Below are 13,898 nucleotides of genomic sequence, written 5' to 3'. Positions count from 1 at the left end.
TCGTCAGTTCGACGTCGCAGCGTCGACGGCACGCGGCGGAAGCCGCAGGGCGGCGGGCGCATCGTCCGGGACGGCACGCCGGTTCGGACTGACCGGATCGACCCGGACGTACGGCGCGCCCAGTGGCGGACGCTGGTCCGGCTCGCCCTTGTTCGGCCACAGCGCGGTCGCGCGTTCGGCCAGCGCCGTGATGGTGAGCGACGGGTTCACCCCGAGATTCGCGGTGATGGTCGAGCCGTCGATCACGTGCAGCCCGGGGTGGCCGTGCATGCGGTGGTAGGGGTCCACCACGCCGTCGTCCGCGGTCTCGCCGATCACGCAGCCGCCGATGAAGTGACCGGTCATCGGGATGTCCGCGAGGTCCGCCCATGCGCCGCCGGCGATGCCGTCCATGTAATCGGCTGCGCGACGGGCGACTTCGTGGCCGGCCGGGATCCACGTCGGGTTCGGATCGCCGACGCCCTGCCGTGACACCATCCGCCGTCCGAACAGCCAGCGGCGCGTGAACGTGGTGATCGAGTTGTCATGGGTCTGCATGACGAGCAGCGGGATCGTCTGCTCCGACCAGTTCTTGGGGTTGAGCAGCCGCCTGAGGTCCCGGCGCTGGCTCACCAGCTCCTTCATGCCGGTCCGCCAGCGTCGCCGGCCGTCCAGACCGTCGACCAGGATCGTGCCGAGCAGTCCCATCAGATTGGAGTCGTGGCCGTACCGGCATGGCTCGACGTGCGTGTGCTCGTCCGGATGTATCGACGACGTGATGGCGACGCCCTCCGAGTAGTCCACGTCGTCGCCACGCGCCCGCACGGCGAGGATCGACTCGGAGTTGGTGCGCGACAACTCGCCGAGCCGAGGAGAGACCCGGGGCAGGCTGCCGCGGTCGCGCAGCCGATGCAGGAGCCGTTGGGTGCCGAGGGCGGCTGCCGAGAACACCACCTCTCGCGCGGTGAACGTGTGGCGGGCCCGACGGAGCTTGGCTCCGGTTCTGCGCGTGACGACGTCGTACCCGCCATCTGCGCGGGGCACGACGTCGACGACCGTCGTCGACGGGTGGACGTCCGCGCCGAGTTCCTCGGCGAGGTAGAGGTAGTTCTTAACCAGGGTGTTCTTAGCGTTGTGGCGGCAGCCCGTCATGCATTCGCCACAGTGCCTGCATGCGTTGCGGTCTGGGCCGGCTCCACCGAAGTAGGGGTCGCCGACCGGTGCGCCCGGAGCGGCGGCGTTGCAGTCGGCGTCGGCGAAGCACACCCCGACCGGGGTGGCGTGGAACGAGTCCGCGATGCCGAGGTCGGTGGCCACCTGCAGCATCACCTTGTCCGACGGCGTCGTGCGCGGATAGGTTGCGACGCCAAGCATCCGCTTGGCCTGGTCGTACCAGGGCACGAGTTCGGACTTCCAATCGGTGATCCCGCTCCAGCGGGGATCGTCGAAGAAGGGATCGCCGGGCTCGTAGAGGGTGTTCGCGTAGACCAGCGAACCGCCGCCCACGCCGGCACCGCTCAGCACGACCGCATCCGACAGCACGTCGATGCGCTGGATGCCGTAGCAGCCGACGGACGGCTTGAACAGGTAGTCCCGGACGTGCCAGCTGTTGGTGGCGAAGTCCTCGTCGCGGAACCGTCGGCCCGCCTCGAGAACGCCGACGCGATAACCCTTCTCGCTCAGGCGGAGTGCGGTCACGCTTCCGCCGAAGCCGGATCCGATCACCAGGACGTCGTAGTCGAATGTCTCGGTCATGCGCTCAGCTCCTCTGTTGCGGTCACCGGTAGGACTTCCCGGTAGCTCGTGAGATCGACGTGCCGCGTGCGGCGTTGATACTCGCGGACCAGTCCCGGCCAGTTGGTGGTCACCCGGCCGGAGTCGGTTCGGTACCAGGATTGGCAGGTGGTCCAGACGCCGTCGTCGAGGCGGGCCTGGATCTCGGAGTCGTAGGCCTCCTCCACCGCGCGGCGGACCTCGAGTGCGCGGGTGGCGTCTCGACGGGCGAGTTCCTCGACGACCTGGCGGATGTACCCGGCCTGCTGCTCCATCATCAGGATGGTCGAGCTGCTGCCGAGGTTGGTGTTGGGGCCGTAGATCATGAACATGTTGGGAAAGCCCGGGACGGCCATGCCCAGATGGGCGCGGGCCCCCGAGGACCACTCGGTGTGCAGGTCGCGGCCCTCCCGACCGGAGATCGTCATCGGCGCCAGGAACTCGGTGGCCTTGAACCCCGTGCCGTAGATGATGACGTCGACCTCGTGCAGCCGGCCGTCGGCGGTGCGAACTCCGGTCGGGGTGACCTCCGTGACCGCGTCGGTCTCGACGTCGACGTCGTCGGTGGAGAGCGCCGGGTACCACTCGCTGCTGAACAGCACGCGCTTGCACCCGATCGGATAGTCGGGCGTCAGCTTCGCACGCAACTCGGGGTCCTTGACCTGGCGCTTCAGATTCACCATTGCGGCGGCTCGAATCGGCCGTGCGAGTCCAGGCATCCGTGTCAGTGCGAGACCGAGGAACTCTGTGATCTGCCAGACCACCTGGCGCATGGCGGCGGCGAACCCGGGAACCTTCCCGAAGGCGGCGTGGTGTGCGTCGGTGTAGCCGCGGTCCGGCTTCGGCAGGACGTACGGCGCAGACCGCTGAAAGACCGTGACGTGGGCCGCGGCACGGCGGATCCGCGGGACGAACTGGATGGCCGAGGCGCCGGTGCCGAGGACGGCGACGCGCTTGCCGGTGAGGTCGACGTCGTGGCGCCACCCGGCCGAGTGGAAGGACGGGCCGGCGAAGGTGCCGATGCCGGGGATGGCCGGGACCGCCGGGCGGGACAGCTGCCCCACCGCGGGCACCAGCACGTCGGCCTCGAGCACCTCACCGGACGACGTCCCTACGCGCCAGGTGGCGCGGGTGTCGTCGTAGCTCGCGGAGGTGACCTCCACTCCGGTCCGTACCTTGTCGCGCAGACCGAAGCGTTCGGCGGTGTCGCGGATGTAGCCGAGGATGTCGGACTGCTCGGCGTACCGGCGCCCCCAGTCGGTCTTGCGGGCGAAGGAGTAGGAGTACAGGTGCGACGGCACGTCGCAGGCCGCCCCCGGGTAGGTGTTGTCTCGCCACACCCCGCCGACGTCTCCGGCCTTCTCCAGCACCGTCACGTCGGCGAGCCCGTCCCTGGACAGCTCGCGGGCGGCGCCGAGGCCGCCGAATCCGGCTCCGATGACGATGACGCTGGGGCGGCGAAGGGCGGAGGTCATGTAGGCAACGCTAGGGGTGCCGAGGTCGCCGCGGCCAGAGCATTGCGGACGCGAAATCCATGATTCCGGCCAACGAGGACGACCGGCGCCTCGTTCACACGCTGAGGACGCGGGCGCGCGGCGCGACCGAGCGCTGATGGCGGGCGGGGGTCGTGCCCGTCCAGCGCTTGAATGCGGCGATGAAACTCGTCGCCTCGGCGTAGCCGAGCCGCAGCGCGATGTCCTCCACCGAGAGGGCGCCCGTCGCGAGCAGCTCTTCGGCCAACATCCGGTGGACCTCGTCGGTCAGGTCCCGGAAGGTCGTGTCCTCCTCGGCCAGGCGCCGCCGCAACGTCCGCTCGCTCATCGCCAACCGGCGGGCGACCTTCGCGATCGTGTGCGGTGCGCCCTCGATCGACGCCAGCTGCTCGCGAACGCGCAGGGCGACGCCGGTCCGCTGTCGACGGCGTTCGAGCAGTGCGTTGCACTGCTGCCGGCACATCTCCACGCTGATGTCACTGGCCTGCGGTTGCGGTTGTGTCAGCAGCTCCGCGGGCCACGACGCCACGGTGACCGGCGATCCGTGGCTCGGCGTCACCCCGAACGCCGCTTGGGCCTCGGCGTCGCCCGACTCGGGCATCGGCCCGGCGAACTCGACCGCGGTGAACGGCACGGGACCGCCCACGGCCTCCGCCATGACCTGGGCGATCGCCGACAGGTCCCGCCGGACGAGGAACTCGGCGATCGGGCCGGTGAGGTCGGGCAGGTCGAGGCGCAACGCCGCGACGGGTCCGTCGACCGTCACCGTCGGCAGGCAGAACCCGTAGCTCAGTTCGTAGTACCGGGCGGCGAACCGCACGGTGTCGCCGAGCGTCGAACTCGTCAGGCAGGCGAAGCCGAAGATGCCGAACGACCCCACGTGGTAGCCGGCGCCGACGCGGACTCCTAGGTCGGCCGCTCCGGTCGGGGTGCCCAGCCGGTTCACCAGGTTCGTCGCGATGGCCAGCTCTTGTCGTCCGAGGATCATCCGGTCGTGGTCGGTCAGGTCGGCCTCGGACAGGCCCGAGCCGTCGAGCAGCTCGGCGATGGTGAGTCCGTTGTCGGTTCCGAACCGTGCCATCAGCGCGGCGCTGGCGGTGTTGCGCGGAAAGTCCCAGTGCGACAACTGCGATCCGGCGAACACCTGCACGAGTTCCAGTATGGCCCTCCGGCGGCGCGTGCTGCCGCGCCGATCACAGATTGTGGACGAGAACGGGCTCGATCTGCTCGGCGTCGGGAAGCGTGAACCCGAATACCTGTGCATAGAAGGACAACTCGGAGTCCAGCGCCCGGCGGATGTTGGCCGCCTGGCGGAACCCGTGCTGCTCACCCTCGAAGGCCACGTAGGCCACCGGCACTCCCTTGGCGCGGAGCGCGTCGACGATCATCTCGGCCTGGTTGGGTGGCACGACCTCGTCCTCGAGACCCTGTAGGACGATCAGCGGACGGTCGAAGCCCTCAACGTGGTGGATCGGCGAGCGCTCGACGTAGAGATCGCGACGCCCGGGGTACGGGCCGATCAGGCCGTCGAGGTAGCGGCTCTCGAACTTGTGGGTCTCGGTGGCCAGCGCCTCCAGGTCGGCGACGCCGTAGTGGCTGGCGCCGGCGGCGAACGTGTCCCGGAAGGCGAGTACTGCCAGCGTCGTGTACCCGCCCGCCGAGCCGCCCCGGATGCACAGCCGGGCCGGATCGACGCGTCCCTGCTCGCCGAGCCACCGGGCCGCCGCCTCGCAGTCGTCGAGGTCGACGACGCCCCACTGGCCGCGCAGCTGATTGCGATAGGCCCGGCCGTACCCGGTGGACCCGCCGTAGTTGACGTCCACCACGGCGAAGCCCCGGCTGGTCCAGTACTGCGTGCCCAGTTGCAGCATCGGTCGGGCCGCGCTGGTGGGGCCGCCGTGGATCAGGACGAGCAGCGGCGGCAGCTCGCCGGGATCGGGGACGGCATCGGGGTTGGTCGGCGGGTAGAACAGGGCATGGGCGGTACGGCCGCCGCTGCTCGGGAACGAGATCGATTCCGGGGTGGAGAACCACTCCTCGTCGAGCCCGAGATCACGTGGTGGCCGAAGTATCTCGGTCGACGCGACCGCTCCTGAGTCGTCGACCGTCACCGACACCACGGCCGGTTCGGTGGTGGCAGATGCGCCGACGAAGACGATGCGGTCGCCGTCGGCCCGGATCGAGCCGAACGACGTGTAGGGCACGTCGACGTCGACGATTCGCCCGTCGGCGAGACGGATCGCCAGGTACCCGAGCCCGTTGCGCGACGACGCGAAGGTGACCCGACCGTCCGACAGGAAGGCGTAGCTGGACTGCCCGAAAACCCATTGCGGACCGCCTATTTCGGCGTCAGTGGTGACCATCGCCTCGACGCGGTCCTCCCCGGGCACCCACCGGTACAGGTTCCACCAGTCCGACCGATCCGAGACGAACCACAGGGAGCCGTCGTCGGCCCAGCGGGGTTCGCTCACCGATTCGCCGGCGCCCGTACCGCCGGGGCCCGAGTCGGGCCGGCCAGCGACCACGGTGGAGTGGCCGAACACCGGACCGATATCGCCGGCCCGAAGATCCGCGACGCACAGCTCCGTGCCGTCCCACGGCATGTCCGGATGTGACCACTGCAGCCAGCAGAGTCGTTCGCCGTCCGGCGAGATCCTCGGATCGGAGACGAAGTCGGGGCCCGAGACCAGCACCCGCGGGGCGAGACGACCGGCGACGTCGAGCACCACGATCTCGTTGACGACGTCGGCCGGCCCACCGCCGACGGGATGGTGCTCCCGGACGACGAGCGCCCAGCGTCCATCGGCGGTGACACAGCCGTCGGCCCAGCGGTCACCGCGAGGCACCTCGGGTTCGGGGGTCATCGGCACCGGTGGCCCGGACCCCGTGATGGTGTAGAGACGCTGGTCCGCCCAGTCCGCGAACCACAGCGTGTCGCCCGCGACCCACCACGCACCTCCGCCGTACTCGTGGGCGGCCGTGCGGGCGTTGGCCCCGGCGGGCAACAGGTCGACCGCCGGCCCCTCGTCGGTCAGTCGGACGAGTTGGGTGCGGCCGCCCGCCTCGGGGCGTTGCTCGGCCCAGATCACCGTGCGGCCGTGCACGCTGGTGCCGCCGAGTCCTGCCGCGGCGCGCACGACGAGTTCGGAGGTGATCGGGGTGGTCCACGAGCCGAAGTTCGCCATGGCGTCCGAGCCTAATCGTGGATTCGGGACCCTCGTGTCGGCCCGATCCGTCTCTCAGTAGGGTGGCGCCGTGCCGACGGGCAACGCCGCCGCTCAGCCGTGCACCGCCCAGGAAAGGACCGCAACGGTGAGCCCACCCGCCGGCGAACGCGCAGCGCCCATCTCCCACTGGTCGCACATCCACGGCTGGTTCGGGTGGCGCGACCTGCAGGAGGAGGCGGTCGCGACCTTTCCCGACGGCAGCACGTTCGTGGAGGTCGGTTCCTATCTCGGGCGCAGCCTGTGTTCGCTCGCCGAGGTGGTGAGCGAGTCCGGCCGCAACGTCACCGTGGTCGGCGTCGACTACTGCCGCGGCAGCGGGCGCGAGGGCACCGCCGACAAGGACTCCCACGCCGCCGCGGTCGCCGATGGCGGCGGGACCTTCGCCGGGCAGCTGCACCGCAACGTCATCGCGTGCGGCGTCGCCGATCAAGTGCACCTGGTGGTCAGTCCCTCACCGGCGGCCGCCGCGCTCTTCGCCGACGGCTCTCTGACCTGGGTACACCTCGACGCCCGTCACGAATACGACAGCGTGGTCGCCGACATCGACGGCTGGTTGCCGAAGGTGGCACCGGGCGGCTGGCTGACCGGTGACGACTACGACGAACAGTGGTGGCCGGGAGTGGTTGCGGCAGTACGGGATCGGGTGCCCGACGCCCAGGAGTGCTCGACGCGGCAGTGGCGCTGGGTCAAGCCGGTCGGCTAGTCCGGACTCGCGAGGGGTCGCCGCCGACGGAATGGGGTACATCGTCTCGATGACTGTCAACGCATATCCCTACGCCGGCAAGACGGTCCTGGTCACCGGTGGCGGTACCGGCATCGGCCGGGCCATCGCCGAGGCGTTCCTGGACAACGGCGCCAACGTGGCGATCAGTGGACGGCGGCGCGACAAACTCGACGACGTCCTCACGGGGCACCCCGAGGAGCGAACGCTGGCGGTCGAGGCGGACGTCACCGACGACGAGTCGGCGACGTCGATGGTCGCGGCGGTGGTCGAGCGGTTCGGAGCCCTCGACGTCCTGGTCAACAATGCCGCGGCGTACGTCAGCGGACCCTTCGACGACCTGACGCTCGACGCGTGGGAATCGATCCGGAGCACCAACATCGACGGCTTCGTGCACGTCGTCCGGCACTCCCTGCCGGAACTCGAGAAGTCCGGCGGAAACGTCGTGGTGGTCGGTTCGGTGTCCGGGATGCGAGGCGATTGGGCCCAGGCCGCCTACAACGCGACCAAGGCCGCGATCATGAACTTCGTGCAGTCGCTCGCTCTCGACTACGGGCCCCGCGGCATTCGTTTCAACGCGGTGGCGCCTGCGCTGACCATCACCGATCTCACCCGGTCGATCGAGGACGACGAGGCGGCACTCGAGGCCGCGGTCAACCGGATAGCGCTCGGCCGTCCGGGTCGGCCCGCCGACATTGCGCCTGCGGTGCTGTTCCTCGCCAGCCCGGATGCGGGGTACATCACCGGTGCGTGGCTCCCCGTCGACGGCGGCACGTCGGCCAGCACGGGGCAGGCGCACTAGCCGCACCGCACTAGTTGTCGGTGGTTGGTGGTGGTTCGAAGGGTGTGTACCACCACCATTGGGCTCGTTCGCCGAGCGGTCCCGGACACGGTGGGACGTCTGGTGGTGGCGTGGTGGGTGGTCGGGCCAGCGATGCGCCGGTGAGTTCGCGGCCGTCGGCGTCGGTGACGACGAGGTGCTCGGCGGGTCCGGTGAGGGTGATGCCGCCGCGGTGGTGCAGCCGGTGGTGAAACGGGCATAGCAGCACCAGGTTCGATGGTTCGGTGGGTCCGCCGTCCTCCCAGTGGACGAGGTGGTGGGCGTGCAGGCCGCGGGTGGCGCCGCAGCCGGGGACCACGCAGCACCGGTCGCGGTGCTCCAGCACGCGGCGTAGCCGTCGGCTGACGGTGCGGGTAGTCCGTCCGGCGCCGATGGTCTGGCCGTGGCGCTGGAACCAGACTTCGCAAGTGGCGTCGCAGAGCAGTTCGCGGCGTTCGTCGTCGGACAGCAGTGGACCCAGGTGCAGTGCGGCGGCGGGTTTGTCGGCGTCGACGTGCACGACGACGGTGGTGCGTTGTCCGTGGGGTCGGCGTGCGACGTCGGTGTCCCAGCCCGCCTCGACGAGGGACATGAAGGCGTCGATGGTGGTCGGCATCGGTGGAGCCTGATCGCCCGTTCGGGGGTTGTTCTCGCGGTCGCGCTTCCAGTCGGTGATCAAAGCATCGAGGTGGGACTGGTGGGCCGCCTCGAACGTGGCGGCGTCGGCGCGGGGCAGTCGGATCTTCCAGGTGACGTGGTCCTCGCCGGGGATGTCGGTCTTGACGAACGCCGGCGGTGGTGGTTCGGGTTTCGGTGCGTGGTCGGGTCGGGGTTCGAGCTTCACCGCGGTGCGCAGTTGGGTGACGGTGGCGACGGCGGCGAGGTCGGCGTAGTGGTCGTCGGAGCCGTCGGCGGCGTGTTCGGCGATGACGCCGACCTGGTCGAGGGACAGCCGGCCCTCCCGCAGTCCGGCGACGCAGCGGGGGAACTCGTCGACGCGGTGGGCGATGGCGACGACGGTGTCGGCGTTGCGGGGGGCGATGCCGGTCTTCCAGGCGACGAGGGCGGAGATGGAGCGGCAGCCGGTGGCGTAGCAGAGGTGGTCGCCGTCGATCTCGGCGATGATGTCGACGATGCGTCCGTCGATGGCGTTGCGCTGTCCGGTCAGTTCGGCGAGTTCGTCGAACAACTCGTCCCGACGCTCGGCCGGTGTGGCCGTCGGAGCCAAAGGCGTTGCCGTGCTGGACATGACACCATTATCGCAGAGGGGTCCGACACGTCGGGTGCGAGCGATTCAGGGAACCATGACGGCCTGCACCGCCAAACCGTGGTCGCGCTCGACGGCATCGATGACGGCGTCGACCGCGTCCCGCACCCGCAATCCCGAATAGAACAACCAGACGTCGACCTCGACGTCACCGACTCGGCGGAGCAGTGCAGCGAGCGTCGCCAATGCGGTGATGGTCGTATCCCGTCCGGAGTACTCGACCACCAGGCAGGGCGTCGAGTCGATACCCCGGAACGATGCGAGGCCCTCCAGCAGGTGATCACCGTCCAGCTCGGCGGCGCCCACGCGCATCGGCAGCAGGTGTCGTCGGGACGGGGCGGCCGAATCGGCCGGTGCGGGCACGGAGTCGGCGGTTCCGAACGAGCCGATGCGGGCGAACAGGTCCGCTCGCGAACCCACGTTCCTCAGCACGATGGGGGTGATGGACAGGCGTGGCGGATCGGTCGGGGATGCGACGCGTCGACGGTGACCGGCGACCAGGTCGGCCGTCGTCGCCGGATCGACCTCGGTCACCGAGTCCTCGCGGCGGGTCAACGGCCGGTAGTGGGCGCGGTACTCCGCGGGGGTCTGCTTGAACCACTCGGCGAAGGACCGGGTGAAGTACTTGACGTCGGAGAATCCGCACTGCGTCGAGACGTCGCGCATCGTGTCGTCGGTGAGTAGGAGCAGCCGCTCCGCGTGCATGACGCGCGTGGCCGTCAGCATGCTGCTGAAGCTGAATGCCGCCGTGTTCTTCACGAAGTGGGACACGTAGGACTTCGAATAGTGGTGGGCGGTCGCAACGTCCTCGAGGACGTCACGGCTGGCCAGGTTCGTCCGCATCGAGGCGACGATGCCGTGCAGCTTGGCCCGCTGTGCCGAACTCGGCTCGCGGTCTCGTTGGTAGTAGTCCTCGATCGAGTATCCGGTGCAGAGCAGTTGGACGAGTTCTTCTGCTCGCGCGTCGAGTCGGGACGCGGACGGCGCGAGCACGGCGAGGTCGACGACGTCGAGCAGGAGCCCCCGCAGCAGGGCCTCCTGTCCTCGATACCGGGGGAGGTCGAACGACTCGCAGGCGAACATGATCTGATCGGCGAAGGGGTCGACGTCGGGGAATGCCTCGAGATCGAGATGCATTACCGCCGTGACGTTTTCCTCATCACCCTCGAGCAGGTGCGGGTCGAGTCGGTTGATCGCGACGTAGTCGCCGGCCTCGAGGTCGAAGTCCTCGCTGCTGACCCGTACGTGCAGCCGTCCCGACAGCACGTACACGATCTCCAGCGCGTTGGGGTGAGCGTGCAGCGACGTGCGCCGGACGGCCTGGACGCGCGCGAGCATGCGGGCACCGGTCGCGTAGTCGATGACCGAGTCCAGCACCCGTCAAACGTAGCCCGATCTCCCGTTCGTCGGAACGTCGGTCAGCTCACCGCCTCGGCAGTGGACGGTGTCGTATCGGGCTCCTCGGACATGTCGAGTTCGGCCGGCGTCCGACGAAAACCTTTGGTGGAGACGGCGAGATAGACGACGCCGAGGGCCAGCCATACGCCGCCCAGGATCTTCGCCGACACGTCGACGTTCACCAGCAGTGCCGCGCAGACGATCATGCCCAGCCCCGGGAGGACGAGGTAGCGGACCGCGTCGAGGCCCGATCGGCGTCGGCCGCGGATGAAGAAGTGGCTGATGACGGAGTAGTTGACCAGGACGAACCCGCACAGTGCACCGAAGGCGACGAGCGACGCGGCGGCCATCAGGTTGTCCGCGTAGAAGACCGCCGTCAAGGCGATCGCGGTCATGAGGAGGATGTTGTTGACCGGTGTCTGGAAGCGCTCGTTGAGGACGCCGAAGAAGCGCTTCGGGAGGACACCGTCGCGCCCCATGCCGTAGAGGATGCGCGACGCCGCGGCCAAACCGGCGATGGCACACACCATGCTCGCGAGGTTGTCGGTCACCAGGAAGGCCGTCGACAGCGTGTTGCCGCCGAGTCGGCCGAGGAGTTCGAAGATGCCCGCGTCCGGGTCCTGGATCTCGTTGGCGGCGTTCGGCCATGCGAGCTGCATGAAGTAGGAGATGACGGAGAACCCGATGCCCGCGGCGATCGGCACCAGCAGGACGGCACGTGGCACCGTCTTGGCCGGATCGACGGTGTCCTCGGCCATGGTCGAGACCGCATCGAAGCCGAGGAAGGATGCGGCCAGGATGGACGCGGCCCACAGCACGTTGGAGCCGTCGAAGGTGGCGCCGTCGAACAGCGCCGCTCCGTCGAACAGCGTGCCCGCGCCCTGACCGCCCGTGACGTAGACCGCGATGATGACGACCAGCACCACCGAGAACACGATCTGGGCGGCGATCACGACGAAGTTGACGCGGCCGGCGATCTTGACCCCGAAGACGTTCGTCACCGCACCGATCGCGGCGGCCAGCACGATCCAGGCCCACACCGGCACGCCGGGAACGAATTCGTTCATGTAGATGGCGACCAGGAGGTAGCACACCATCGGCAGCAGCAGGTAGTCCAGCAGCATCACCCAGCCGGTCAGGAATCCCAGATGGGGGTGAACGGCCCTGCGCACGTACGTGTATGCCGAGCCGGCGACCGGGAACGCCCGGACCATGGTCGCGTAGCTGTAGGCGGTGAAGAACATGACCACCGTGGTCGCCGCGTAGGCCAGGGCCATCATGCCGCCGGTCAGCGTCGTCACGATCCCGAAGTAGTTGAACACCACCGTGGGCGCGAGGTACGCGAGGCCGAACACCACCAGGTGCCGCAGCGTCAGGACCCGCTTGAGTTCGGTCATCCGGCAAATGTAGGGAGCGACGGCGAGTTGCGACAGCACGATCCGGCTCAGTCGACATGACGATCGCGCTCAACCGATCGAGCGGAGTCGGCGCACCGGGGTGCGCTGGGTAGCTTTCCCGCTGACGAGGTGAGGAGAGACGACATGGGAATGGTGCTGACCAACGCACGCGTGCACACCGCGGACGAGGAGAGGCCGCTCGCGGGCACCGTCGTGATCGAGGACGGGCTGATCACCCACGTCGGCGACCACGGAACGTCGCCGGACGTCGCGGGGCTGCCGGTGTACGACCTCGGTGGGCGCACGGTGATCCCGGGGCTGATCGATGCGCACACCCACCCCTCGATGGTGTCGCAGAGTTCGTGGCACGTGCGCCTGCCGTGGACGACCGACGTCGACGAGATCCTACGGTTCATCGCGGACTACGCCGCCGCGCACCCGGTCGAGGAGGCGCCCTACCTGTACTTCGAGTACTACCCCAGCACGACGTTCCGCGACGGCGGACCCACGAGGGAACTGCTCGACGGCGCGGTGTCGGACCGTCCGGTGCTGTGTCAGGACTTCAGTGAGCACGAGCACTGGGTGAACAGCAAGATGCTCGAGCTGATGGGAGTCACCAGGGACACCCCGGACCCCGTGCCCGGTCTGGAGATGTTCGTGCGCGACGAGGCCGGGGAGCCAACGGGTTTGCTCCGGGAGTTCGTGCACCGGCACTTCGTCGACGCGATGTACGAGCGCATCGGGTGGACACCGCCGCAGGAACTCACGCCCGAGCGGATCAAGCCGTTCTTCGACTTCATGACCGACCACGGGGTGACGGCGCTCTTCGAGGCGCTGATCGTCGACGATCGGATCCTCGCGTCTCTGGCCGAACTCGACGAGCGGGGTGAACTGAACGCGTACTACTCCGGGGCGCTTCAGTTCCAGAACGCGGCCGATCTGCCCACGGTGCTGGATCGGCTCGCCGAGCTACGTACCAGGCACGGCAGCGAGCACATCGACGTGAGCACGGTGAAGCTGTTCCTCGACGGTACGAACGAGAGTGGCAACTCCGCGGTGATCGGGCCGCTGTGCAGCCACGCCGAGGCTCACCTCGGCGAGATCGGCATGGAGGTCGACGAACTCGAGCAGTGCCTTCTGCTCTGCAACGCCGCGACCGTCGACGTGCACGTCCACCTGGTGGGCGACCGCGCCTTCCGGGTCGCGTGCGATGCGGTCGAGGCTGCGCGGGACAGACTCGCGGACGAGGGCGACGCGTGGCGGATTCAGGTGACGCTGGCGCACTGCGAGTTGGTGGATCCCGCGGACATGATCCGACCCGCCGAGTTGGGCATCTTCGTCAACTGGACCACGCACTGGTCGGGTGGGTACTTCGGCGAAGGAGCCAAGGAGCATCTCGGTGAAGAACGCTGGAACCGGATGTACCGCTTCAACGAAATGGTCGCCGGCGGTGCCGTCGTGACGTTCGGTAGCGACGTGGTGACCGCGTACGAGCTACACCGAGCCGACCCGATGTTCGGGATGCAGGTGGCCGCGACCCGCGTCGACCCCGAGTACCCCCTCGATCCCAGCGCCTACCCGAACAGCGTCCGGCCCGCGGCGGATGCTCGGCTGTCGAGCGACCTGCTGCTTCAGGGGTACACCATCAACGGTGCGAAACAGCTCCGCCTGTCGGACAGGTTGGGCTCGATCACGGTCGGCAAGGTCGCGAACCTAGTCGTGTTGAACGGCTCGCCCACCGACGCCGCTCCGGAGTCCCTCGGCGACATCAAGTGCGATGCCGTCGTGTTCGAGGGGCGGGTGGTCTCGGGCTCCCTGTGACC

10 protein-coding genes are annotated in these 13,898 nt (G+C 68.9%); 3 read left to right on the top strand and 7 right to left on the bottom strand.

What is annotated here, in order from left to right:
- Positions 1–3: 3 nt before the first annotated feature.
- From G6N64_RS05505 to G6N64_RS05490, 4 genes are all read right to left on the bottom strand, one after another.
- Entirely contained in the window at positions 4–1,734 is a 1,731-nt protein-coding gene (locus tag G6N64_RS05505; protein WP_163795972.1) for a GMC oxidoreductase, read from the bottom strand.
- Entirely contained in the window at positions 1,731–3,227 is a 1,497-nt protein-coding gene (locus G6N64_RS05500) for a flavin-containing monooxygenase (protein ID WP_163795971.1), read from the bottom strand. The genes G6N64_RS05505 and G6N64_RS05500 overlap by 4 nt, the downstream gene beginning before the upstream one ends.
- A gap of 94 nt (positions 3,228–3,321) precedes the next feature.
- A complete protein-coding gene (locus tag G6N64_RS05495) occupies positions 3,322–4,395 on the bottom strand; it encodes an AraC family transcriptional regulator (protein ID WP_163795970.1) in 1,074 nt (357 codons plus the stop codon).
- Positions 4,396–4,438: 43 nt separating this feature from the next.
- Complete coding sequence (locus tag G6N64_RS05490) at positions 4,439–6,430, bottom strand: dipeptidyl-peptidase 5 (RefSeq protein WP_163795969.1); 1,992 nt, start codon at positions 6,428–6,430, stop codon at positions 4,439–4,441.
- A gap of 127 nt (positions 6,431–6,557) precedes the next feature.
- Here G6N64_RS05490 and G6N64_RS05485 point away from each other — a divergent pair, with 127 nt between their 5' ends.
- Positions 6,558–7,175, top strand: a complete 618-nt coding sequence (locus G6N64_RS05485) for a class I SAM-dependent methyltransferase (protein WP_163795968.1) — start codon at positions 6,558–6,560, stop codon at positions 7,173–7,175.
- A gap of 49 nt (positions 7,176–7,224) precedes the next feature.
- Entirely contained in the window at positions 7,225–7,995 is a 771-nt protein-coding gene (gene budC / locus G6N64_RS05480) for a meso-2,3-butanediol dehydrogenase (RefSeq protein WP_163795967.1), read from the top strand.
- Between the two features lie 10 nt (positions 7,996–8,005).
- Here the strand turns inward: budC and G6N64_RS05475 are convergent, their stop codons facing one another.
- From G6N64_RS05475 to G6N64_RS05465, 3 genes are read right to left on the bottom strand one after another with little or no spacing between them, the layout of a single operon-like run.
- Positions 8,006–9,262 carry an HNH endonuclease signature motif containing protein gene (locus tag G6N64_RS05475; protein WP_163795966.1) on the bottom strand — a complete coding sequence of 419 codons (1,257 nt, stop codon included), beginning with the start codon at positions 9,260–9,262 and terminating at the stop codon, positions 8,006–8,008.
- Positions 9,263–9,307: 45 nt separating this feature from the next.
- Positions 9,308–10,657, bottom strand: a complete 1,350-nt coding sequence (locus G6N64_RS05470; protein WP_163795965.1) for a helix-turn-helix transcriptional regulator — start codon at positions 10,655–10,657, stop codon at positions 9,308–9,310.
- 41 nt (positions 10,658–10,698) lie between these two features.
- Complete coding sequence (locus tag G6N64_RS05465; protein WP_163795964.1) at positions 10,699–12,075, bottom strand: APC family permease; 1,377 nt, start codon at positions 12,073–12,075, stop codon at positions 10,699–10,701.
- A gap of 144 nt (positions 12,076–12,219) precedes the next feature.
- On the opposite strand from G6N64_RS05465, the gene G6N64_RS05460 reads away from it, so the two are divergent.
- Entirely contained in the window at positions 12,220–13,896 is a 1,677-nt protein-coding gene (locus G6N64_RS05460) for an amidohydrolase (RefSeq protein ID WP_163795963.1), read from the top strand.
- Positions 13,897–13,898: the final 2 nt, after the last annotated feature.

The sequence above is a fragment of the Mycolicibacterium sediminis genome (assembly GCF_010731735.1).
Lineage (GTDB): Bacteria > Actinomycetota > Actinomycetes > Mycobacteriales > Mycobacteriaceae > Mycobacterium > Mycobacterium sediminis.
Note: the sequence above shows the minus strand (reverse complement) of the source record. Positions and strands in the feature narration are given on the sequence as shown.